Source organism: Pusillimonas sp. ANT_WB101 (assembly GCF_008369125.1).
Taxonomy (GTDB): domain Bacteria; phylum Pseudomonadota; class Gammaproteobacteria; order Burkholderiales; family Burkholderiaceae_B; genus Allopusillimonas.
The window spans coordinates 23,227-45,191 of sequence record NZ_VOAY01000004.1; the positions used below are offsets into that span (position 1 = coordinate 23,227).

Annotated in this window: 20 protein-coding genes and 1 tRNA gene; 5 read left to right on the forward strand and 16 right to left on the reverse strand. The window is 55.6% G+C overall.

What is annotated here, in order from left to right; translation table 11 throughout:
• Positions 1-116: 116 nt before the first annotated feature.
• The 3 genes from FQ179_RS16315 to FQ179_RS16325 form a co-directional block, all read right to left on the reverse strand.
• Complete coding sequence (locus FQ179_RS16315) at positions 117-1,157, reverse strand: phosphotransferase family protein (RefSeq protein ID WP_149398393.1); 1,041 nt, start codon at positions 1,155-1,157, stop codon at positions 117-119.
• Positions 1,158-1,275: 118 nt separating this feature from the next.
• A complete protein-coding gene (locus FQ179_RS16320) occupies positions 1,276-2,472 on the reverse strand; it encodes an acyl-CoA dehydrogenase family protein (RefSeq protein WP_149398394.1) in 1,197 nt (398 codons plus the stop codon).
• Positions 2,473-2,498: 26 nt separating this feature from the next.
• The gene (locus tag FQ179_RS16325; protein ID WP_149398395.1) at positions 2,499-3,266 is read right to left on the reverse strand and encodes an SDR family NAD(P)-dependent oxidoreductase; all 768 of its coding nucleotides are present in this window, start codon (positions 3,264-3,266) and stop codon (positions 2,499-2,501) included.
• A 115-nt stretch (positions 3,267-3,381) separates the two neighbouring features.
• Here FQ179_RS16325 and FQ179_RS16330 point away from each other — a divergent pair, with 115 nt between their 5' ends.
• Entirely contained in the window at positions 3,382-5,604 is a 2,223-nt protein-coding gene (locus FQ179_RS16330) for an FUSC family membrane protein (protein WP_149398396.1), read from the forward strand.
• Here the strand turns inward: FQ179_RS16330 and yaaA are convergent.
• Together yaaA and FQ179_RS16340 are read right to left on the reverse strand one after the other, a co-directional pair.
• Positions 5,595-6,383 carry a peroxide stress protein YaaA gene (yaaA, locus tag FQ179_RS16335; protein WP_149398397.1) on the reverse strand — a complete coding sequence of 263 codons (789 nt, stop codon included), beginning with the start codon at positions 6,381-6,383 and terminating at the stop codon, positions 5,595-5,597. The genes FQ179_RS16330 and yaaA overlap by 10 nt on opposite strands.
• A 120-nt stretch (positions 6,384-6,503) precedes the next feature.
• Positions 6,504-7,286 (reverse strand): 3-hydroxybutyrate dehydrogenase, encoded by a 783-nt coding sequence (locus FQ179_RS16340; RefSeq protein ID WP_149398398.1) that lies wholly within the window; start codon positions 7,284-7,286, stop codon positions 6,504-6,506.
• Between the two features lie 277 nt (positions 7,287-7,563).
• Between FQ179_RS16340 and FQ179_RS16345 the strand changes: the two genes are divergently transcribed.
• Positions 7,564-7,653: transfer RNA gene (locus FQ179_RS16345), tRNA-Ser, on the forward strand.
• Between the two features lie 249 nt (positions 7,654-7,902).
• Here FQ179_RS16345 and FQ179_RS16350 read toward each other — a convergent pair.
• Positions 7,903-9,111: a hypothetical protein gene (locus tag FQ179_RS16350; protein ID WP_149398399.1), complete on the reverse strand. Its 1,209-nt coding sequence runs from the start codon at positions 9,109-9,111 to the stop codon at positions 7,903-7,905.
• A 660-nt stretch (positions 9,112-9,771) separates the two neighbouring features.
• On the opposite strand from FQ179_RS16350, the gene FQ179_RS16355 reads away from it, so the two are divergent.
• Positions 9,772-10,146 (forward strand): hypothetical protein, encoded by a 375-nt coding sequence (locus tag FQ179_RS16355; protein ID WP_149398400.1) that lies wholly within the window; start codon positions 9,772-9,774, stop codon positions 10,144-10,146.
• A 93-nt stretch (positions 10,147-10,239) separates the two neighbouring features.
• Here the strand turns inward: FQ179_RS16355 and FQ179_RS16360 are convergent, their stop codons facing one another.
• The 8 genes from FQ179_RS16360 to FQ179_RS16395 all read right to left on the reverse strand — a co-directional run bounded on the left by FQ179_RS16360 (position 10,240) and on the right by FQ179_RS16395 (position 17,780).
• Positions 10,240-11,058 (reverse strand): hypothetical protein, encoded by an 819-nt coding sequence (locus FQ179_RS16360; RefSeq protein WP_149398401.1) that lies wholly within the window; start codon positions 11,056-11,058, stop codon positions 10,240-10,242.
• Positions 11,051-12,043, reverse strand: a complete 993-nt coding sequence (locus tag FQ179_RS16365) for a hypothetical protein (protein ID WP_149398402.1) — start codon at positions 12,041-12,043, stop codon at positions 11,051-11,053. The genes FQ179_RS16360 and FQ179_RS16365 overlap by 8 nt, the downstream gene beginning before the upstream one ends.
• 44 nt (positions 12,044-12,087) lie before the next feature.
• Entirely contained in the window at positions 12,088-12,477 is a 390-nt protein-coding gene (locus FQ179_RS16370) for a hypothetical protein (protein ID WP_149398403.1), read from the reverse strand.
• Positions 12,478-12,749: 272 nt separating this feature from the next.
• Positions 12,750-15,266, reverse strand: a complete 2,517-nt coding sequence (locus FQ179_RS16375) for a DUF5906 domain-containing protein (protein ID WP_149398404.1) — start codon at positions 15,264-15,266, stop codon at positions 12,750-12,752.
• Positions 15,263-15,721 carry a hypothetical protein gene (locus tag FQ179_RS16380; RefSeq protein ID WP_149398405.1) on the reverse strand — a complete coding sequence of 153 codons (459 nt, stop codon included), beginning with the start codon at positions 15,719-15,721 and terminating at the stop codon, positions 15,263-15,265. The genes FQ179_RS16375 and FQ179_RS16380 overlap by 4 nt, the downstream gene beginning before the upstream one ends.
• Positions 15,718-15,969, reverse strand: a complete 252-nt coding sequence (locus tag FQ179_RS16385) for a hypothetical protein (RefSeq protein WP_149398406.1) — start codon at positions 15,967-15,969, stop codon at positions 15,718-15,720. Before FQ179_RS16385 ends, FQ179_RS16380 begins: the two co-directional genes overlap by 4 nt.
• Entirely contained in the window at positions 15,969-16,184 is a 216-nt protein-coding gene (locus FQ179_RS16390; protein ID WP_149398407.1) for an AlpA family transcriptional regulator, read from the reverse strand. Before FQ179_RS16390 ends, FQ179_RS16385 begins: the two co-directional genes overlap by 1 nt.
• A gap of 369 nt (positions 16,185-16,553) precedes the next feature.
• Positions 16,554-17,780 (reverse strand): integrase arm-type DNA-binding domain-containing protein, encoded by a 1,227-nt coding sequence (locus FQ179_RS16395; RefSeq protein WP_149398408.1) that lies wholly within the window; start codon positions 17,778-17,780, stop codon positions 16,554-16,556.
• Between the two features lie 341 nt (positions 17,781-18,121).
• Here FQ179_RS16395 and FQ179_RS16400 point away from each other — a divergent pair, with 341 nt between their 5' ends.
• On the forward strand, positions 18,122-18,763 hold the full coding sequence (locus tag FQ179_RS16400; protein WP_149398409.1) for a carbonic anhydrase: 642 nt from the start codon (positions 18,122-18,124) through the stop codon (positions 18,761-18,763).
• A gap of 152 nt (positions 18,764-18,915) precedes the next feature.
• Complete coding sequence (locus FQ179_RS16405) at positions 18,916-19,467, forward strand: hypothetical protein (RefSeq protein ID WP_149398410.1); 552 nt, start codon at positions 18,916-18,918, stop codon at positions 19,465-19,467.
• Positions 19,468-19,598: 131 nt separating this feature from the next.
• On the opposite strand, the gene FQ179_RS16410 is transcribed toward FQ179_RS16405, so the two are convergent.
• Positions 19,599-20,387 carry an SDR family oxidoreductase gene (locus FQ179_RS16410; RefSeq protein WP_149398411.1) on the reverse strand — a complete coding sequence of 263 codons (789 nt, stop codon included), beginning with the start codon at positions 20,385-20,387 and terminating at the stop codon, positions 19,599-19,601.
• 195 nt (positions 20,388-20,582) lie between these two features.
• A complete protein-coding gene (gene serS, locus FQ179_RS16415; RefSeq protein ID WP_149398412.1) occupies positions 20,583-21,938 on the reverse strand; it encodes a serine--tRNA ligase in 1,356 nt (451 codons plus the stop codon).
• Positions 21,939-21,965: the final 27 nt, after the last annotated feature.

Sequence of the window (21,965 nt, forward strand, 5' to 3'; positions counted from 1 at the left end):
GCCGTAAGCCGGGCGTTGCTCCACACCGGGTTTTCACAAGGCGTACGGCGTGGTTAGAACAAGCTATGTCGCACATAAAATAGTGCGTGCCACCAACCCTGCTCACATCAAAACAATTAACTCTGGACATCTTCAAAGCCCTCCATACGCTCAATATGGGATAGCAAGTCATACTCCATTTCAGGCACCATGCGACCCGTCAGGGCAAGCTCAAGCGAAGACTCTTCGCCCGAAATATGACGCTGCGTCTGCTGCAAGGCAATAACTGCCCAGCGCGTAAGGCCCATGGCCTCCCAATACAACACCTGTCGAGCATCAACCCCGCGACCACTGGCTTGGGTGTATGCCGAGAACAGATCGCTCTTATGGCCTATGCCGCCCACTTCGCGGCCATTCTGGCCAAAGCGCCAGCTCTTTGCACACAACCAGCCAAGGTCTTCCAGCGGATCACTCCAGGATGCGAACTCCCAGTCGAGCACCCCAGAAAGTCGGCCCTCGTCCACCATGTAGTTACCGGTGCGAAAGTCACCGTGGCACAGCACCAGCTCGCCACCAGGAGGCGCGTTGTCTTCCAGCCAGTTGAGCGCCCACTCAAGAACAGGATGGGGTTCATCGATGTGATCAAGGGCCGCCCGGTAATCCTCCACCCGTTGCAGCGCGGGGGCTTTTTTTGGAATGGGCAGAAACCCCAGGCGTTCGTCAGGAGGCTGCACTGCATGCAGCCGCGCCAACTCATGTGCCAATTGCTGCGTCAGCGCTGTCGCCTGAGATTCTGACAACATGCCACGCACCAACTGTCGGCCTGAGGCAGTACCCCCCACCCTTCTCATGACACAGAAAGGGGCTCCAATAACGGAAGAGTCGACACACAACCAAAGCGGCTCTGGTACGGTTACGCCCGCCTGCCACGCACACTGAAGCACGCAAAACTCTTGTTCACGGCTTAAACTGACATCAACCTGCGACTCGGCATCGCTGCGCACCACCAGATCCAGAAAGCCCGGATACTCGCCACCAACACAGTCGACAGCGAATGCGTAATTGTTCTGGATGGCGCCCCCCGAAAGCGTTGAAAACGCGTTTACAGAAACCTGGCTAGCACCAGTCTGTCGTTGTATGTAGTGTCTGAGCGCTTCACAAACGCTTTCATCGGACATACTGTCTCCTTGCTGCCGCAAGCGCTTTCTTTGACAGCTGACACATGCTGCTGCGCCAGCCATCTGCCACGGCCTGGTAATGTTCTGATTTACCCCTTACTTACGCGCAGCGCCAGCGTCAGCCCCAACGCCAGAAATCAATACCCTCTTTCAGCAAATTGCGCGAAAGCACCATCTTGTGGACCTCGGACGCCCCGTCTACAAGCCTGGCCTGCCGCGCATAGCGATAAATCCATTCGAGCACGGTGTCGCGCGAGTAACCCTTGGCTCCACAAAGCTGAATCGCTGTATCTACAGACTTGTGTAAGGTGTCAGCCACCGCCACTTTGGCCATAGACACTTCTTTGCGGGCAAAGTCACCAGTGTCCAGCATCCATGCGGCATGCATGGTCAGCAGGCGCCCAACTTGTATGGCCATGGCTGCCTCACCAAGCATCCATTGCACCCCTTCTCGCTGGGCCAGCTTTTGTCCGAATGACTCGCGATGCGTTACATACTCGGTCGCGATTTCGAGCGAGCGCTTCGACAGCCCCAGCCAGCGCATGCAATGCGTCAACCTTGCTGGCCCCAGCCGAATCTGCGTCAGCTTCAGGCCATCGCCCACTTCCATCAGACGGTTCTCATCAGGAATGCGCATATTGGTAAAGCGCAGTTCGCAGTGGCCACCGTGCTCTTCGGGCCCCATGATGGGAATGCGTCGCACGATTTCCCAGCCCGGATCATCTTTGTGAAACAGAAATGCTGTCAGACCTTTGCGCGGGTCATCAGAAGTTTTGGCGATCAGAATAAAGTGCGAGGCCTCGGCCGCACCGGTAATAAAGTGCTTGAACCCGTTGACCACCCAATGGTCACCCTGGCGCTTGGCAGTTGTCAGCATCATGGAGGGGTCTGAACCAGAACCGGGAGCGGGCTCTGTCATCACAAACGACGAGCGTACATCGCCGTCAATAATAGGCTGCAGCCAGCGTTCTTTCTGGGCTTCGGTCGCCACTTTGTTCAAGACCATCATATTGCCGTCATCGGGCGCACATGAGTTGAACACGACGGGACCAAAAATAGAGCGGTTCATCTCCTCGTAACAAGCCGCCATCTCGGCCATGCTCAAGCCCTGGCCACCTCGTTCAACCGGCATCTGCAGCGACCAGAGCCCTTGTTCTTTGGCTTCACCCCGCATACGGTGCAACAAGGGCAATGAGATGTTTTCATGCTCATCATAAGAGGCTGCATCACTTTCCAGCGGAATAAGTCGCTCATCAACAAAGCTGCGAATACGCGCGCGCTTTTCTTCAACGCGCGGCGACAAGCTGAAATCCATGTGTAAACCCATGTATAAACCTTTTATTAAAGTGATGAGTGCAGATGACCGCCATCGACCACTATCGATGTGCCCGTCATGTAACGCGAAGCATCGGAAGCCAGCAACAGCAAGGCACCGTCGAGATCGGCAGGTTGGCCCAGCCGGCGCTGGGGTATGCGTCCGATCATGGCCTGCCCTGCATCCGATGCAAAAAACTCTCGATTGAGATCAGTTTCGATATAGCCAGGCGCCAGTGCGTTCACACGAATACCGTGCCGGGCCCATTCAAGCGCAAGCGCTTTAGTCATCTGCTCCAGACCTGCTTTGGACACGGCATAAGGCAACACCCCGCCAGCCACTCTATGGCCCAGTATGGAAGAAACCATTAGCACGACACCTGGCCGGTCGGCAGCAACCAGTCGTTGCGCAACCTTGTTGGCGACCAGCCAGCAGCCTTTAAGATTTACGTCAATGACCTGGTCCCACTCTTGCGCACTTAGCGACAAAGACTTCTTGGTAATGGCATTGCCTGCATTGCAGACCGCAAGGTCGACCCGGCCAAACCTGCTTTCGGCTTTATCAAGACCTGCAGCGATGGAAGCATCATCGGTAACATCCACGGACACTGCGCACGCCTCTATGCCTAGCGCAGCAAGCTCTGCGACCAGATGCTCGAGTGGCTGGATACGCCTTCCGGCGAGTACCAGCCGCGCCCCCGCACCCCCCAAGGTTTTTGAGATGTGTGCTCCCAGGCCACCAGCGGCCCCCGTGACCAGCGCCACCTTCCCGCTCAGGCTGAACATTTCGTCCATTTCTCTCCTCCCTGACCAATCATAGAACACTCGTTCGGTTTTTTCAAATAATACGCTAAACGGCAACACGGGCTACGCTCTATACTTTCAATCTTCGCCCTGATGCGGTTTCTGCATGTACTCTCGCCTTCAAGCACTACAACGCTTTTTCTACAGCCATTATTTTTTCGGGGGCATGCGCCAGTCTGTTGGCGTGCTGTTGCCCGCACTGGTGCTGGCGGGCATCTTTCACATGTACGCCATCGGCTTTATTGCCTCGATAGGCGCGGCGTGTGTGGCGGTCATCGACCAACCTGGCGGGCCACGGCGTTACGGCACAAACGGCATGCTTGCCGCCATATTGATGGGCTCGCTGACTGCACTGGTTACCGGGCTTGTTGTCGGCCATAGCCTGCTGGTCTGGGTCGCCGTGCCAGCCATGGTCTTTATCTTTTCAATGCTAACCGTGTTCGGCAAACAGGGCGGCCTGCTGGGCTTTGCCTGCCTGCTGATCATGACACTTACCCTGCGTCAGCCACTTACTTCGCACGATGTATTGCAGCACACGGCGTATTCGTTTTTTGGTGGCGTTTTCTACTTTGTGTACAGCTTCATCATTCACAGGCTAATGTGGCACCGCGAAGAACAACAAGCGCTATCAGTGGCCATGTTCGCCACCGCCGATTACATGGCGGCCCGGGCGCAGTTTTATGATGTAAATATAGACCTCGAAACCAGCTACCGCCGGCTTATCCACGCGCAAGCCCTCATGACGGAAAAGCAACAGGCGGCGCGCGATACCGTCTTGCGCGAGCTACCACACGGAAGCGGCAAAGCAGACCGCCTGCGTGCCAAGGCGCTTAATATATTCATCGACATGGTTGCCCTGCTCGATACGCTGGTAGCCACCCATACCGATTACGCTACGCTGCGACGCACACTGCCCGAAAGCGATGTACTGGTATTCGGCCGCGATGCACTGCTCAAACTGTCGCGCAATGTCTCCGACGTGGCCTTTAACATTGCCCGCGGCCGCCATGCCAAAGAACGTCACAGCGTCAAGGCTGAGTTACGCGCCATTGAATACGAAATCGAAACCTACCGAAAAAACGGTATGACGCAAGACAACCCCGAGGTTTATGCCTTACTGGTGCAGATACTGCGTCGCCTGCGCAACGCCACACGCCTGGTTGATCGTATGGGCGGGCATTTGCGCGAAGACAACAGCGTCGAGCTGGTCGACAGACGACTTGAACAATCTTTGAACCGGTTTCTTACCCGCAGCAAATGGCGCTTGGGCATGATCACCAGCAATCTGCGGCTTGACTCCTCACACTGCCGGTATGCCATGCGCATCGCACTGGCCATCGCCCTGGCCATGGTGGTCGCGCGCTTTATTGTTGTCGTCATTCCGGAGGAAGGGCTGGGCTCAGACTACAGCGGACACAGCTACTGGATTATTCTGACAATTATAGTGATCATGAAGCCCGGCTTCGCTCTCACACGCCAGCGTAATGGCTGGCGTTTATTTGGTACGCTGATAGGCTGCGGTGTCGCACTGGTGGTATTTAACCTGACCAGCAGCAATGATGTTTATCTGATCGTACTGATCATGGCATCCATCATGGGCTACAGCCTGGTACAGGTTAATTACATGCTGGCAGCTATCTTTAACACCTTGTTTGTGTTGCTGGTCTTTCACTTTTTGGCGCCTGGTGGCAGTTTTGTTATTGGCGAACGCCTCATAGACACCGTGCTGGGCTGCATTATTGCGCTGCTTTGCAGCTATGTGCTGCCCTGGTGGGAGCACAGCTTCATGGGCTCACTGGCAAACGCGCTGAAACGAGCTAATCAAGAATACCTGAGTACGGGCCTGCACTACGCCACGCTAACCCGTGCGCAACAGCTTGCCCGTGCAGGTGCCTCATCAAACGCTGACGGCAGCACTGACCCCACACTGGATGCTGAGCAGCACGAAGCTGAACTGCGCTGGCGCCTCGCCCGCAAAAACATGCACATTGCCTTCAGCAATTACGCGTCGGCCTTTTACCGCATGATGGACGAACCCGTAAAACGCCAGAAACACGTGCCGCAACTAAACAACCTGCTAATCCAGAACCACATACTGGCGTCGCAGATTACGGCTGCCATCCCGGTGTTGGCAAGCCTGGACGCCGTACCGCCTGGCATTGAAAACTCAATGGTCGCCGTTACGCGTTATCTGGACGACCAGGAAGCCGACCCACCCGCCTCGATAGAAACGGCGGGCGACCTGGCTACCCTAGCTTACCCGTTACGCCAGATGGTAAAAGCCGCCAGCCTCATACGCAAAGACATGCAAGGCTTGAGTCACGCCTGACGACGCCTGAAAACCAGCCTGTCCGGCGTCGATACCTCTTGCGCGAAGGCATAGCCCTCGACGTTGAAATCGGCCAGTTTCTCAGGCTTGGTAAGTTTGTGCTCGATAATAAATCGGGCCATCAGGCCGCGGGCGCGTTTGGCATGAAAGCTAATAATCTTCCATGCGTCGTTTTTATAGTCCTGAAATACACACTGCACGACCCGTGCATTAAGTGTCTTAAGGTCAACCGCCTTGAAATACTCTTCTGAGGCCAGATTTACCACCACACCCTTGCCTTTCTTGCCATCGGGTGTTTCGGCCAGCCTTTCATTAAGGTAGTCAGCAATTTTGCTGCCCCAAAACTGGTAAAGATTCGTACCCGAGCCCGTTTCGAGCCGGGTACCCATTTCGAGACGATACGGGCGCATAAGGTCAAGAGGGCGCAACACGCCATAAAGCCCGCTGAGCATAGCCACGTGCTCCTGTGCCCATTTCAGTTTCGCATCAGACAGGCTGGGCGCATCCAGCCCCTCATACACGTCCCCGTTAAAGGCCAACAAGGCCTGTCGGGAATCGGCCTGGGTAAAGCGCGGCTTCCATTCAGCATAGCGCTCGACATTTAACTGTGCCAAGGCATCGCTCAGCTTCATCAACCCGGCAATATCTTCAGCAGATTTTTTCTTTAATACCTTGATCAACTCGGACGCCTGTTTTACAAACAGGGGCTCTGTATAAAGTGTGGTGCGTACAGACGAGTCGTAATCCAGCTTTTTGGCCGGAGAAAGTAAAACCAGCATTGCTTTTCTCTCGTACAGGGAAATGAGTGCAATAGGCGCGGGCACAGGCCCAGCGTGTAAAGACGGGCACGCGGACGAGACGCTTGGACGCTCGTCCACGCATTGTTCTGCACGTTATGATTAACGAGCTGTCCAGCCACCGTCAAGGGAAAGCGTGGTGCCGGTCATCTGGTCGGCAGAGTCTGAGCACAAAAATACCGCCGCGCCAGCCAGTTGACCCGGCGTGACAAATTGCAGCGAGGGTTGTTTTTCGGACAGCAGCTCTTTGGCAGCCGCTTCAACATCAACGCCCTGCTTTGCCGCAAGCGCCTCGATCTGTTTTTCGACCAGAGGCGTGCGTACCCAGCCCGGGCAGATGGCGTTGCAGGTAACGCCGGTTTCTGCGTTTTCAAGCGCGGTCACCTTGGTCAGGCCGACAACACCATGTTTAGCCGCCACATACGCTGACTTATGAACCGACGCTACCAGGCCATGGGCCGATGCAATATTGATAATACGACCCCAGCCCTGCTTCTGCATATGTGGCAAGGCCGCAGCCGTGCCATGAAACACGGCTGAAAGGTTAAGGGCAATGATGGCATCCCAGCGCTCTACCGGAAATTCTTCTATGGGTGCTGTGTACTGGATACCTGCGTTATTTACAAGGATATCCACGCCACCCAGGGCCTTGGCTGCAGTGTCGATAAATTCACGCGTAGCGGCTGGATCTGACAGATCTGCATTGATGTAATGCGCCTTAACGTTGAATTCAAGCTCTATGTTTACGCGCTCTTTTTCAATGGCGGCGGCATCGCCAAAGCCATTTAGCACTACGTTGGCGCCATTGGCCGCCAACTCACGTGCGATGGCTAGGCCTATCCCGCTTGTAGAGCCAGTCACAACCGCGTGTTTACCTGTAAGCATAGTTTTCCTTTCGAGTGGTTCATGAAAGCTTCATGGCACGCCCGCCATCGCAAAAAACCGCGATTTACGATGCAGCAGAAAGCCCGACATTCACTGATAGTGTAACGCTCAGACAAACGCCCGCGCGCCCTATACCTGCGTTCTGGGCGCTTCGTGAAAAATTTTAATTTTCTTGTTAGAATAGCGGACTTGCCCGGCTAGTACAGGTGTCTTCGACCGACCTTGTTAGTAGTATTGTCGGCAATATGGCATGGCGCGCAACTGGTGCGCCAACACAGGACAGGTGGCAGAGTGGTCGAATGCGCCGGACTCGAAATCCGGTTTACGTCTAGGCGTAACGTGAGTTCGAATCTCACCCTGTCCGCCAAGAAATCAACAAACAAGCGCCTCTCAGGGCGCTTTGTCATTTCTACCCACCACCATACCCACCACAACTTACTACATTGGGCTCTTGGCTCTGGCTCTTCCGGCTCTTGGCTCGGCTCAGTCCATAAAGGGGGATGGGCACTCATTACCAAAAAAAATATCGCGTTAAGCAAGCGCTGGTAAAGTGTAGCTACTTGTGAGCCTTTGAACCGGCAGGCTCACACCTGACGGTCCTCACGCCGCCGGAAGCTCAGAGCAAGTCCGGCCGAGTAGCCCAAACTTCCGCAGATAGGTTTCGGCGGCCTAGCAGGGTTAACGCTCGGGACACCTCCTTCAAAAAATTTGTCTTGCTCATTAGATGGCTGGCCTTGCCAGTATGGTCCGTCTCTGCCGCGTAACCCCGCTGCGTTCGCTCATAGAGTAGGTCATAGGACTCGGGGAAGTAGCGCTCCCTTGAAAGATGGAAGATGGTATCGAGGTCAATGAGCTCATCAGTCGTTATGCGGGCAAGCAGCTCCTTGCTTACTGTAAAACTGCTTGGGATATCGCGCATCTCCCACATAACATCCGAAGGCTTCAGAATGCAGACGCGCGGAATCTCGGGGTCTCGCGGGGGGTGAAGCTTAGTCCAGCATGCAACGGCGAATCGGATCTTCTCGTCTGACAGTCGCTTCAACGAAAACTCCATGCCAAGCAAAGCCCCCATCTCTCGGTTGGCCTCGATGACCTTAATCGCATCTAGCAATGTCTTGTTTCCCAGTCCGTATCGGGCTTTTACGTCATCGCGAAATTGTTCGTACTCGGTCCCGCGTCGCCCTGGAAAATCAACCAGGACCTCAGCTATAGCCTTTAAGTCGCTACGCGAGCAACGGTTGGTGAAGGTGCCGGTCCGGTGCTCCTCACAGAACGCATGAGTGCGCCTGTTCAGATGCTTTAGGATATCGCTGAGCTCAAGCAATGAGCGGTGAATCACTTTAAGGTTCGCCAGCGGGCGATTCTCCAGACTAGCGTTCCCCTCTTGGTCAATGGCATACCGCAGCTGCTGCCCATCGTCGTCTATCTCCGCTAGGCTCTCGACAAAGGGCGAGAGACGCTTGATGAGCTCCCGCATCTCATAGTCGCCGAGATTCGCGCTCTCAAGCTTCTCAAAATGCACTTGAATCCTGTGATTCGACTTTGGTCCATCATTAAGCAGTCCTTCACTATACAGTTGCTTCTGCACAAGCTTGAGCGAAAGCTCGATGGCATGGCGAGCATTGTATAGAATCGGCAGAACCAATGTGTCTCGCGAAGCGAGCAGATTCTGTTCCAGAACGGCCCGTGAGAGATACATTGCAGCCTCCATGTATCCGTCCACGTAATTCTCCTCATGGCCTTGAGGCCCTATGCAGGCGTTCCATTCGGAGTCGTTGATGAGTCGAAAGAAAGGGTCGTTACTCAGGTCGTATTGTTGGCTCATACAGTTTGTGGGGAGTGGGTGGACAAAACTCGCTAGACGATGTGCTGCAGATGGGTTTCTTCGCACCACAGAGCTTCTCGCGATCCGTTTTCGGTCTGCAGCGGAAGAGCAGATCAATTATTTGAAGGATAGCGACATGCATGAAAGTGCGTATGAGACTTGAACATCCGCCTAACTGTGACCACAACAAATTAATATTGAAAATCGCATAGGGCAAGTCAGTTCTGCAATCGGGATAACCTTGGCTTCCGCCACAAAATCATCCCATGAGGCACCCGCACATATTGGCAGCAACATTAAAGAAGACTCTGCTTTGCTGCAGCCATGTGGAATTGTCGCTGGTCATTGGTAGCCACTGCTTTCCGCTCATATTTAGTCATTAAAAGCATTGAGCGCTAGCGAGAAGACTGAGTCTGAGCGACCACTATTCTATTTAGAAAACGGTGTGCAAAGCAGATTACTCGATACAGCTCTCCAAAGAGAATGTGACGGCGGATCAACCCGTAACGAGGGCAGAACGATACCTTGCTAATGCGCTGATCTATTTCAATTTGAATTCGTTCGGACAATCATTTTTCAAGTACCGGCAAGCCTGGCGGCCTACCGAACTGTATCATTACGGATCAAATCCATGCTTAATGCCTAAATGAAAGAAGAACGATGCTTAGGAAATTACTATTCGCTGCAGCTTTTTCTCTAGCCATTACTACACAGGCTCACGCCTTCCTTTCAACGGAACGTGTTCTCGATTTACTCGATAAGGGTGGGGTGGAAGGCCAAATGACGCAGATGTATATGACCGGCATGGCTGAGGCATATCTTATAGCAGGGATAGCTGGAAAGGAAGCAGGTGGCCCCATATTTTGCTTCCCCAAAGACCAGGGTCTTCAAACAGAAGAGTTATTGCTAATGGTTTCCTTATCGCTTAAAAGGACTCTGAACAAAATGGCGCCCGAAAAAAAACCAAAATTTCTAAGCGATCCCGTTTCGTTGAGTCTGTTGTTAGCTTGGCGAACAGACTTCCCCTGCCGGTAGCGCCGACCACCCGCTTCATCAGTTTGTAAGCGGGGCGTAACGTTAGCTTCGGGGGTTTAACGCGATCAGTCGTTCAGCCATCAACCTAGCCGCTTACAGCCGTCCGCGTGAGCGTTCCCGTTGCGCCACCTGTGCCACCGTTACGATGGTCTCGGCGTCGTTGCCCAGGCCTAGGCGCGTGATTAGGGCCTTGGTGCGCGGGTCGCGCTCCAGCAACTGGTTAGCGTCTGCTAGGACGGCACGCACCTGGTCCGGGCCGAATACATCAGTCAGGCGGCGCAATGCGTCAGCCTGTTGTGTTTCGTCCGGTACCGGTTCGGCTTGCAGTACGGCGGCACGGCTTTGGATTACTGACACCTCGGTACCCGACATTGAAAGGTCGGCGGCAATCTCGCGTAGTTCGCGTACTGCCCCTTGCGCCACCTCGGCGGGTATGCCAGCCTCGGCCAGGGTCTGCGGATTGAAAATATCGTCTTTGATGGCGTCGCTATGCGTGGAGTTAGCACCAAAGAGTTTACGCGCCTGGTCCTCGTTGCGCAGCGCACGAATATTCTCGGGAATGTTGGCCTGGATCGCTTCCACCGTCAGAGTCCCGCCGCTATCCTTACCCTTACTCTGCACGGGTTTGGCTTTGCCCTGTTCTTGCTCGGGCTTGGCCCCCGCCACGGCCTGCGCAGGTTTCGCTTTGGCCTGGTCTTGCTCAGGTTTAGCCTTAGCCTGTTCCTGCGAGTCGGCTGGCATCGTCGGATAAAAATCTTCGTACTGGGGTTCCTGCTGCTGCTCGGGTTCCATCGTTGGGTAGAAACTCTCGCTGCCGTTGGCCGGTTCAGGCTCTGCGGTCAGCTTTGTTGTTGGTTCGGCCTGCGGCTCAGCCTGTGCCATGCTCGGAAAGAATACGTTAGGGTCAACCAAGTGCGGTAACCTCCATGTGCTGCAGCGCCTCGTCAATGCCGCCCGCTAAGCGCGCGATGGCTTTCTCTGCCAAAGACTTTGCCGTGACCCCTGCGGTGTTGCGGTCTGCAACGCTGGATGCCTCAAACTTCAAATGTCCTTTTGTCACGTCCTGCAGCTGCGCCCGGCATACGGCTTGCGCCACGGCAAAGCTGATGCAGTTGGCAGGCGACGCATGTGCGACGCGGTCCTGCAGTGTGGTGCGTGTAGCTAGGCTGGCATCGGCGGGTGCCGTGGCCATGATCGCAGCGTGCACCTCGGCGCGTACCTCTGCGTCGATCTGGCCCCACTCGCGCAGCAAGGGGGCCAAGCCTGCAAGGTACTCGTCCAGCTTATCGGCCACAGCCACGCGGGCCTGCGCAATGCTTACGGCCTTGTTGCGGCTCTCGATTGCCGTGCGTGCCCGTGCAGCCGCAGCAGCGGCAGCATCACTGCGGGCTGCGCCGGTGCGGGCCTCCTCGTAGCGTGCCAGTTGCTTGGTGATGGTTGCAATGTGCTCGTCGTTAATGTCTAGGTCTTCAAGCAACCCTACGTCGGCTGGATCGTCCAATAGCGCCAAGCTCAACTCACCACGGCGTGCGGTCAGCCGTGCCAGTTCGGCCTGACGCTCGCGTACCAGGCTGTCGATCCTTTCGCTCTTGCTCGGCCCCGTTGCACCCTCGGTGCGGGTCAGTGTTTGCTCAAGCACGAACAGCTTGCGCTGCGCGGCCTGTAGTTCTTCCTGGTTGGTTTCAGTCTGCCCTTGGATAGACCGTAGCTCGATTCTTGCGGCGTCCATCTGGTGGCTGCCGTGTGTGCCGTGGGCGGTCGGATCGTTGGCGATAGCCTCAAGCTCGGCGGTCTTGGCTTTAAGGCCTGCTTGCAGTTCTTCACCAAACGTGGCCAGGGCGGCCACTGCTTCGCGCTGGTGGCTCACCAGATTTTCAAAGGTTTGTTTTTCTACCATGGCTTTGCGTGTGTTGTGTTTGTAATGCCGCCATGGTGGCCGCGTTATTGCGGAGGCGCTACTCCAGTTAGGGGGCTGTCCAAACTCGTCAGGCTTGGCCGCGTCTCGACAAATGCCAGAGCGCCCTTGCTGTCGTACCGCCAAAGCGTGTGGCGGCCGCTGGTCTTGCGTTTCACCCCGCGCTCCAACTCGGCAGCCAACAGCGGTGCTACTCGTTCCAGGCCCCTGGCAGCGTTGCGTAGGCGCTGATACGAGGCGCTGGCGCTGTCAACACCACCAGACATTCCGGCCAGGGCGTGCCAGGCCTGATACGAGGCCATTTCGTGCAGCGCGTGCAGTGCCTCCGGGTTGTCGCCCACCCAGGGCACCGGCGCTTTAGGGTCGCCGACCAGGTAGTAGCCCTGGCGCTTCTCAAACAAAACAATATTCGACATTCGTTTTCCTTTTCAGGTGTCAACTTTTCTCTCGCGCGCACGTAGATGTCACGAAACCCCTCGCGCGCGTGCGTAGCGCGATGCTGTCTGATAATTCCTCACGCGCGTACTGGCCTGGAAACCTTCCACCTGCCGCATACGAACGCACCACCGGGCCGGTTACGCTGGTTACGCTGGTTACGCGGTTCCTATTAAACCCAAATAAATAAATAGAAATGATTTTGATCTTATATAGGGCTGCGTAACCAGCGTAACCGCGTAACCGCATTTTTTTACGTGTCCGCTATCAAACCGAGCAGATACTCGTAAGTGGTCGCCCCCAACACGTCAATTTTTACCTTCTCAAGCTCTTTTCGTAGATCATCGGGGGTTCCGTTCGCTAACCACTGCGCCCGATTGCGCACAACCGACACGCGCGTTGCTCTACCGTCAATTTTCACCGGCTTACCCCATGGATGGATTCCCGCCTGTTCCAGTGACCGACGGTGTGCGGCTGTCAGCGATCCGTCCCCACGACCGCCTGTTAGCACATCGTAAAGGTGCGCCGCCGTGATGAAGTCCGCTGGCCAGTGGTCAACAAGCAGTTGGCACGCTTCGGCCATAGGCGTCTGGCTGGCCTTCGTAGCGGCCTTTTTCGCTTCGGTGTTGCGTGCGTGAGCACCAGGGTTAAAGCCCGAGATATCGCGTTTACCTAAGAATGCCGCGATAGCTGCTATGAACTGCGGCGACTCCAAGGCACGGTATAGCCTGGTGTAATACGCCGGGTCCTTGGGCAGTGCATCGGTCGTCACGACCTCGACCCGGCGGTCGCCATTCTCCAGCGGTATAGCCGACAGGTGATTACTGAACAGCAACCAGCGGCATGCGTTGAACTCCATGGACACGTGGCCGTACTTCGGGTTGATACGGCGCACTTCCTCAGTGATGGTGCTTTTAAGCTTCTCGCTATGCTCCCACTGAGAATCCCGGCCACCCTCGCGAATTTCATCAACCACCGCCAGCACTTTTCTAGACAGACGCTCGTTGAAGCCTTTGACAAACATATCCACCAAATCCAGGTTCGTCGCAACCGACCCTGCCCATACGCGGGCCAGCACCGACGCCAGCCAGTTGCGCCCCATGCCAAAATTTGTAGCTATGTGCAGCCAGGACGTGTGCGGCAGCACGCCTGGGCACTGCTCAATATGTGCGAGCCAATCAAGGAAGCGGGGCGTGTCCCCGCCGAATAAGAAGTGCACATGTTCTAGGAACAAGCCCACGCCAGCAACCTGGACGTCAGCCACTTGCACAGTTCGGTCAAACGGGCGCCACGAATTAACGGCCAGCTTGCCATCAGGATCGAGTAGTATCAACCCGTCCCCCGCCTTGAAGGTGCGGGTTACCGCACGCTTGCGTAGCTTTGACGTGTACCATCGTTGCGTGACTGGCACAACCTTGGGCGGCTTGCCTGGTTCGCCTGGTAGCTCCTCGGTGGATGCCGCGTATGTATTTTTCCAGTCCGGCAGCTTCAACACAAACTGTGGACTGAAAATATCAACAACCATCGAACCCTCGGATATAAACACAAAGCGCTCTTTTGCAGATTCAAGCGTGATTTCCTCGGCTATGGGGAAACGGTAATGCCCCTCACCGATTATTTCATTCTCGCGTTTTTGGTGTGCACGGCGCTTGGCGTCCAGCGCTGAGCGTTCCTGCTCGGCCCGCTGTGCTACCTCTTCCGCATTAGGCGTGACGTCCTCGAATTCATCCCCCGTCATGATCGTGTCGAGCCGCACCTTCAGACAATTATGCCGCCACACAAAGTCTAACGCCCTCTGCTCATCCCCCCCTCGCTTGTCCAACGCCATGTCCCAAGCGTAAGGGTTGTGATGGATAATTGAGCACACTTTTTGTCGGTCACCACCTACCGCTGTTGTGAGTTCGCGCGCGATTCGCTGTAACCAGTTCGACCGGTCGCCATCCCATTGATCTGGCGTGGTACCTTCATCCAAAAATACAAGTACATCGTCGGATACTCCAGGCGCACGGCGCAAATCTTGAATACTTGGCAACGACTCTACCGACAACAGATCGGGCATGTCTGCGTCAATCGTAGGGGCGGCCTTACCGGTGTGTCGATAGGTTTGCTTAAGCCAATCAAGAAAGCCAACGGGCGCTCGGTTTATATCGTCTGCTGTACCGGATATACGATGGCCCGTTACCGTGAGAAACCGGGCCCCACTGCCCCCGTACACTTCAATGCCTTGAGCATTGTTCACCCAGTCAGCCTCAGTGGTCGCCTTGACGAATATATGGAGGCCTTTTCCCGATGGCGACAATTCGGTGTAAGACTGCGCCCTGTCGATAACCTCTTGCGCCCATGGCCTTATTTCGCCGTCTGCATCGACGCAGTGGTCCAGATCTATGCCTACCAAACCCTGTACGCCCGTCATCTTGAAGCCTAACCCACCGCTTTCAACCAGACTAAAGATGTCATGACCCGCCACCGCTTGGTCGAAGGTTCCCCAACCGGCCTCGGAACTAACGGACAGCGTCCTGCTTGTCAACGGGCTGAACACGCTTTTGGGTAGCTTATCGTATTTGTTTCTGTCCCTCTTCCAGACGGCAAGCCAGACGCACCAACGTCGGGGATGCCGCTTCAGCGTTTCAGGAATCTTACTCAGAATAGGTACCAGCACCGGCGGCGGTGTGCTTGTTGTGTCCGATAGCTTTACAATAGAAGCCTCATGTGCTGTTGAAGTCCCTGTTGCGCCCACTTGCCCGGTGGGCGTAGCTTTTTGTGCTGTCATCGCTTCCCCTCCCGTGCAAATCTGCAGTTCGGGCTGCGCTGGGAGCGAACAGGCACCCAGCCTTCAATTACCGCTGCCACGATGAAAGCCCCGTTAGAAATATAAGAGGCCAGGTCGTCGCGGTTTCCCTCCCGCACCCACCGTTCGACGGCATGCTTTAGCCCGTAGCTACCACCCAAGTCTAGCCTCCAAGCGCGCGCCTCCCATCGTGCCCTAGGCGCATAGATAGCCTCAATGCACGTAAGCACCTCGTCAGCAAAGCGACTGGTTAACATCATGTCGCGGTAGCATTTGTATAGCTCCAAATCATCCCACTCGCCCCCTGCGCTAAAGTGAAAGCCATACGCGGACAGGTCAGGATACTGGGCCATGACGTTAGCTATCTGGCTGCGCAGATCGTTTTCAAGGCGCGTCACGTTCGGGGAAAATGCTACAACGTTTGCGAGTTTCTTCATGGTAGTCTCCCATCGATTTTGTTCATGCGCTCAACCGTGGTAATTGGGCGGTGCAGGCTTACAGAGCCGAATTGCTCACGCGTTACACGACCGATATCTGCACCTTCCCAACGGGGGCGGCCTTCATCGTCATAATGTGGGCGGGCAATCTTGCCAGCAGCCACTGCAACAGCGAACTCGGCCTGCGTCAGGCTTAAGGCAGCAGCGGCTTCCCATGCGAATAGACCGGAATTATTAGGGTTAGGCATTACACGCCCTCCGTCATGATCTTGCGGATATCCTCGACGCGCCAAGCCACGGCTTGGGCACCGATCTTGACGGACTGAGGGTAACGACCAGACCTCATGCCGGTGTACCAGGTCTCGCGCGAAACGGGAATGAGAGGGTGAATACCGGCTTTCTTGTCGCCGATGATTTGCTTCAGGCGCAGCAGGCCAGTAGCGGGTAGTTTGTTGGTTTGCATGAGCAACTCCGAAAAGGGGGCTGCTGCCGACACGCGATAAAAAAGGCCGACAGCGCATTACGCTCCGGCCTGTATCTCTAAAAGCTCGGCCCAATACCATTGGGCGGGATCAGGTTTGGGTGGCGTGTGGAGGACCCCAAAAGCCCGATTACCCGAGGGGTTCACGCCCCCCTTCGTACTTCGCCTGTCGTCGCGGTCAGGCATCGCAAATATTTAGTTCGAGATACTGAGAGTGATTATCAGGGACGTGTCCGAACGTGTCAAACAACTGTAGAGTTGTTTTGAGGGCGCGTATCGCGCCTCCTTAAACGCTATTGATACTCGCGCAAACTGGCGCTCAAGCACCCCACTAGCGCCTGCAGCGTGGCGTCAATATCCAGCAGCGGGTTTGTTTCTAATCGGTATGACGTTGCCTTGCTGTGGCTCGCACCAGGTGACCCAGTCTTGCATCATCTGACGGCGGCGTTCGAACATATCGCCCCGCCTGTATGCGGCCTCTACTTTATTTCCCACGGCGTGCGCTAGCGCCATCTCGGCCATCTCGCCGGGGTATGTTGTCTGCTCTGCCGCCCAGTCTCGAAATGACGACCGAAAGCCGTGCGCGGTAATGCCTGGGTGGATACGTCGCAGCAGCATGGTGAGTGACATGTCCGACATTGCGGACCTGGTACGCACACTGGGGAACAAATAGTCAGTGTGCCGAATGGCCTTGGCCTTCTCCAGCACCGCCAGGGCGGCATCGGATAACGGCACACGATGCGCCTTGCCTGCTTTCATACGCGCGGCGGGTATGGTCCAGGTGCCGGCCTGTTCGTCGATTTCCTGCCATGTCGCCTTGAGTACTTCGCCACTACGTGCTGCAGTCAGTATCAGGAATTCAAGCGCAAGGGCACTTACCACGTCTACGTCTCGCAGCTTGGGCAAGAACTCGCGCATTTGCGCGTAGGGCAACGCCGGGTGGTGCTCAACCTGAGCCACCTTGGAAGGCTTGGGCAAGAGTTTGTCCAAGTGGCCGCGCCACCGGGCTGGATTCTCCCCGCTTCGCAACTTGCGGGCCTTGGCCGCGTCCAGGATATTCTCAATACGGCCCTGAATGCGTCGTGCGGTTTCGGTCTTGGTAGTCCATATAGGCGTGAGCACTTCCAGCACGTGGGTGTCTGACACCTCGGCCACCGGCAAGACACCACACACCGGGTATACGTACGTGGCCAGGGTGTTTTCCCACTGCTGCACATGCTTGGCATTGCGCCAGCCTGCGCGGTTAGCCTCGATGTACTCCTCGGCGGCTTCTTTGAATGTCACAGCATGGGCGGCCTGTTGCGCTTGACGCTCGGCCTCTTGCGCGGCCAGGCGCTGGCGCTCGTCAATAGGGTCTATCCCAGCCGCAACTAGCACACGCATTTCAGCGGCACGGCGACGCGCCTCTTTGGCTGGTACGGTCGCCAGGGGGCCGATCCCCATTTCCCGACGGCGCTTGTTCAACTGGTAGCGAAATATCCAGGACTTAGCACCGGCGGCTGTCACCTGCAGGTACAAGCCAGAGGCGTCCAGGTGCATCCCAGGCCCAGCATGTTTGATCTTTAGTTCCGTTAGCATCCTACCCACCACCTTACCCACCACTTAATGGCCTGATTGTATCAGATGAAACTTGACTAGGTTAGACATAAAAATAGCACAAACCCTGTAATTAGTAGGCTTTAGGCATATTTGTATGACATGTCCGGATGGATTCGGATAATATAATGGCGGACACCCTGTCCGCCAGAAAATTCAAACAAACCCGCACTGCTCATGGCTAGGCGGGTTTTTTGTTGTGTCAGCCCCTTTACTTCGCGCGGCAACCAAAACGAGCAGCCTTGCATGCGAACAAGTGACACAAAACGCCTATCCCTAACAAGCGTAAAATCACGGTTCCAACAATACCAAGGAGTTTCCTGATGTTTCCCGAACGGCTTACCGAAGGCTATCAATCGTTTCTTCACGGACGCCTATCGCAAGAGCGCGAACGTTATGAAGACCTTGCCAAGCACGGTCAGCATCCGGAGATCATGGTAATTGGCTGTGGCGACTCCCGGGTTGCACCAGAGACCATATTTAACGCTGGCCCCGGTGAAATGTTCGTCATCCGTAATATCGCCAACCTGGTGCCACCGTGCGAGACAGATGCCGAAAGATCATTCCACGGCACCAGCGCCGCCATTGAGTTCGGCGTAAATGCTTTGCGCGTCAAGCATATAGTTGTACTGGGGCATGCAGCTTGCGGCGGGGTAAGTGCTTTCGCCAACCAAGCCGCCCCGCTGTCAAAACGTGATTTCATCGGCAAATGGATGTCACAGATTACCCAGGTGGCCGAGAAAGTAGACCGATCAAAATATGACAGAGCAGGCTGGATCCAGCAGCTGGAATGGGCAGTGGTTGACTACAGCCTGCAAAACCTCATGACCTTTCCTGCCGTTCGCGAGGCTGTTGAAGCCGGTGCGCTAACCTTGCACGGTGCCTACTTTGGTGTGGCGACAGGCGTGCTGTTTATCAGAAACTCAAAAACCGGCAAATTCGAGCCCTATAGCGAGATTGAGTAAACCCGCCACCACTGCCATTGTGGGTCCTGCCGGGGAGGTTTATAGTAGAGCAAAGATGTCATGTGTTGGTAATGGGGTTGCACGTATGCAACTGCTTCTCGGCCTCGCATGCGGCTACATGCCTGCAGGCCGACTGAGTCTAGGAGGCCGGCATGAGTATCCATTCATTAAATTTGGTCATCGACCTGAACGGCGACGGCTCTTACAGCCTGCTCGAAATCTCCGAATTCCTGCGCACGCTCTACCGCTTGCCCGGTAACGTTATGGTCGAAGGGCTGGGCCACATCCCTTATCTCTCTTCGTTTCTGGGCATTGAAGCCTCCAAGGCCACAGGCTATGGCAGCTTCGATGGTTTGCTTTCGATATCGCTGTCACTCATTTTCTGGGTAGCCGTGGTGTATGCAGCGTTAACGCTCAGCTCACCCGACGTTGAGCAACCTGAAAACCACCCTGCCACGCTTGCCCAGGGCCAAAGCACCAAACTGCCCCAAGACGCCAAAACATTTACGGCCTACAAAACGCCATCTGACACGGGCCACTCGTTTTATGGCGTGCCGCTGCCCACCCCAGCCAACACGCGGCAAGCGCTAAAGGCTCACACCCGCACACCGGCAAGCCGACCATCAGTCAAAACGCGCAAAGTCGCAGCAAGTAAACAGCACTTCCGGCACCTCACAGGCTACTTGGCCCGTCACGCCAAATAAATGGTTCGCCTCAATGCATAACGGGCCCCTCCGAACAGGGGCCCGTTATGCAATTTATACTGCTGCAGCACTCAACCCGCTAAGGCAGACTACCCCGTGGCAGCGCTACAACGAGTAGCAAGAAGCCACGTTTAAGCGCCCAATGGAACCAAACCGCCATCCATGGTCACCAGCGCACCGGTCACATAACTTGCACGCGCAGACGCCAGAAACAACGCGGTATCGGCTACTTCTTCAGGCCGCGCCAAACGGCCCAGCGGTATGCGTTGCTCCATGGCCTGGCGCAGAACTTCGACAGACTCGCCTGTACGGGATGCTTCGGCGTCCAGCCGACCCTGTACCCTGCCTGTCAGCGTTGGACCGGGGTTTATCGCATTGATACGTATGCCCTTAGACCCCCAGGCATTGGCTAGCCCTGCAGACGCCAACATCAGCGCCGCGTTGGCTGAACCACCCGGCAAGTGAACCGGACTGGCAACGCGACCGCCATTACCAATAACGTTGACAATGGCACCAGCGCCCATTTCGATCATGCCTTTGAGCACTGCGTCCATGGCGTTGATATAAGGGAAAAACTTGGCATCCATGGCATCGCGCCATGATTCGGGCACAAGCGCCTCAGGCGGATAGCGCCGAGCAGCACCCGCGCAGTTAACCAGCACATCGATGGGCCCCAAAGCTTCTTTAATCCCCAGCACCATACTCTCAGCAGCAACTGCATTGCTGAGGTCTGCCGCCTGAACATGGACATTAAAGCCGGCCTGCGCCAGTTCTTGCTGCGCCGCATGGAGGTTTTCAGTACTACGCGACACAATGGCAACACGCGCACCTTCGCGCGCAAACGCATGTGCACATGCAAGGCCGATGCCCTTGCTGCCGCCCGTCACCACCACTACCTTACCTGCCAGTTCGAGATCCATGCTTATCCCTTGTAATGTGGAAATCTGCCTACATGCACACCTCATCCTGCGGGACGAGGTCGAGCGTGGAAGCTGTCATCTGAAGCCCCAGGCCTCTGCGATTAAAAACCAAGAGCCCTCGGCCACAAGGTCGAAGGCTCTTTAATACTACACCTGATCATAGATCGTGCGTCACGGGTATACCAACGCGGCAACTTAGGCGGTCTTGAGCACCTTAAGCCCGCCCATATAGGGTCGCAATACTTCAGGTACGACAACACTGCCGTCTTCCTGTTGATAATTTTCAAGCACAGCCACCAGTGCCCTGCCCACAGCAAGGCCTGAGCCGTTAAGCGTATGAAGATATTCGGGCTTGCCTTTTTCAGGGCGATACCGCGCCTGCAGGCGGCGCGCCTGGAAGGCTTCGCAGTTGGAAATCGATGAAATTTCGCGCCAGGTATTTTGAGCCGGCAGCCATACCTCGATGTCATAGGTTTTGGCAGACGAGAAGCCCGTATCGCCGGTACACAGCAACACAACGCGGTATGCGACGCCAAGGCGTTGCAACACGGCCTCAGCATGGGACACAATTTCTTCGAGCGCATGATACGAGGTATCGGGGTGCACGATTTGTACCAACTCAACTTTGTCGAACTGATGTTGACGTATTACGCCGCGCACATCGCGCCCGCCGCTGCCCGCTTCAGAGCGGAAGCACGGCGTATGGGCGGTAAGTTTGAGAGGCAGCTCGCTATACGGGACAATGGTATCGCGCACCGAACCCGTAAGCGTAATTTCAGACGTTGAGATAAGAAAGAGGTCTTGTGCGTCGTCTTGCTGCTCGCCCTCAACAGCGCCCTCTTCTTCGTGGGCACCACCTTTGGTTACCCAGAACATGTCGTCTTTGAACTTGGGCAACTGGCCTGTACCAAAAAGGGTGGCACTGTTGACAATGTACGGCGTGTAGCACTCGGTGTAGCCGTGTTCGTCCGTCTGCAGATCAAGCATAAACTGCGCAAGTGCGCGATGCAGGCGTGCCATCTGGCCGCGCAACATCATGAAGCGCGAGCCTGACAGCTTTCGTGCAGTTTCAAAATCAAGCCCCAGCGGTTCGCCGACATCAACGTGGTCACGCGGTACAAACGAGAACGGCAGCGGGTTGCCACTGTTATCCGTTTGCATGCCGGGCGGCAACCAGCGGCGTTGCTCGACATTGTCATTTTCATCTTTACCCGCTGGCACACTTTCGTGTGGCAAATTGGGTATGGTCATGAGCCAGTCGCTCAGCTCATGCTGCACATCTGAAAGTGCGAGTTCAAGTTCTTTGAGACGAGTCGGTATCTGCTGCGACTCAGCCATTTCCTGGCTGGCATCTTCGCCTTTGGACTTAAGTTGCCCAATCAGTTTGGAAACCGTATTACGGCGTGCCTGCAAGGTTTCGGTTTCGACCTGAACAGACTTGCGGCGCGCCTCAAGCTGATTAAAGCGATCGGCGTCAAACTGAACGCCACGCGATGCCAGCGCCTTGACGACGGCAGGCAGATCTTTGCGCAACTGATTGGGGTCTAACATAAATAACCAATAAAAAAGTAAGTAACA

Bases quoted from the DNA above. Each gene is read 5' to 3' on its own strand.
- FQ179_RS16315 (WP_149398393.1), bottom strand. From the start codon at position 1,157: ATGTCCGATGAAAGCGTTTGTGAAGCGCTCAGACACTACATACAACGA.
- FQ179_RS16320 (WP_149398394.1), bottom strand. From the start codon at position 2,472: ATGGATTTCAGCTTGTCGCCGCGCGTTGAAGAAAAGCGCGCGCGTATT.
- FQ179_RS16325 (WP_149398395.1), bottom strand. From the start codon at position 3,266: ATGGACGAAATGTTCAGCCTGAGCGGGAAGGTGGCGCTGGTCACGGGG.
- FQ179_RS16330 (WP_149398396.1), top strand. From the start codon at position 3,382: ATGTACTCTCGCCTTCAAGCACTACAACGCTTTTTCTACAGCCATTAT.
- yaaA (WP_149398397.1), bottom strand. From the start codon at position 6,383: ATGCTGGTTTTACTTTCTCCGGCCAAAAAGCTGGATTACGACTCGTCT.
- FQ179_RS16340 (WP_149398398.1), bottom strand. From the start codon at position 7,286: ATGCTTACAGGTAAACACGCGGTTGTGACTGGCTCTACAAGCGGGATA.
- FQ179_RS16350 (WP_149398399.1), bottom strand. From the start codon at position 9,111: ATGAGCCAACAATACGACCTGAGTAACGACCCTTTCTTTCGACTCATC.
- FQ179_RS16355 (WP_149398400.1), top strand. From the start codon at position 9,772: ATGCTTAGGAAATTACTATTCGCTGCAGCTTTTTCTCTAGCCATTACT.
- FQ179_RS16365 (WP_149398402.1), bottom strand. From the start codon at position 12,043: ATGGTAGAAAAACAAACCTTTGAAAATCTGGTGAGCCACCAGCGCGAA.
- FQ179_RS16370 (WP_149398403.1), bottom strand. From the start codon at position 12,477: ATGTCGAATATTGTTTTGTTTGAGAAGCGCCAGGGCTACTACCTGGTC.
- FQ179_RS16375 (WP_149398404.1), bottom strand. From the start codon at position 15,266: ATGACAGCACAAAAAGCTACGCCCACCGGGCAAGTGGGCGCAACAGGG.
- FQ179_RS16380 (WP_149398405.1), bottom strand. From the start codon at position 15,721: ATGAAGAAACTCGCAAACGTTGTAGCATTTTCCCCGAACGTGACGCGC.
- FQ179_RS16385 (WP_149398406.1), bottom strand. From the start codon at position 15,969: ATGCCTAACCCTAATAATTCCGGTCTATTCGCATGGGAAGCCGCTGCT.
- FQ179_RS16390 (WP_149398407.1), bottom strand. From the start codon at position 16,184: ATGCAAACCAACAAACTACCCGCTACTGGCCTGCTGCGCCTGAAGCAA.
- FQ179_RS16395 (WP_149398408.1), bottom strand. From the start codon at position 17,780: ATGCTAACGGAACTAAAGATCAAACATGCTGGGCCTGGGATGCACCTG.
- FQ179_RS16400 (WP_149398409.1), top strand. From the start codon at position 18,122: ATGTTTCCCGAACGGCTTACCGAAGGCTATCAATCGTTTCTTCACGGA.
- FQ179_RS16405 (WP_149398410.1), top strand. From the start codon at position 18,916: ATGAGTATCCATTCATTAAATTTGGTCATCGACCTGAACGGCGACGGC.
- FQ179_RS16410 (WP_149398411.1), bottom strand. From the start codon at position 20,387: ATGGATCTCGAACTGGCAGGTAAGGTAGTGGTGGTGACGGGCGGCAGC.
- serS (WP_149398412.1), bottom strand. From the start codon at position 21,938: ATGTTAGACCCCAATCAGTTGCGCAAAGATCTGCCTGCCGTCGTCAAG.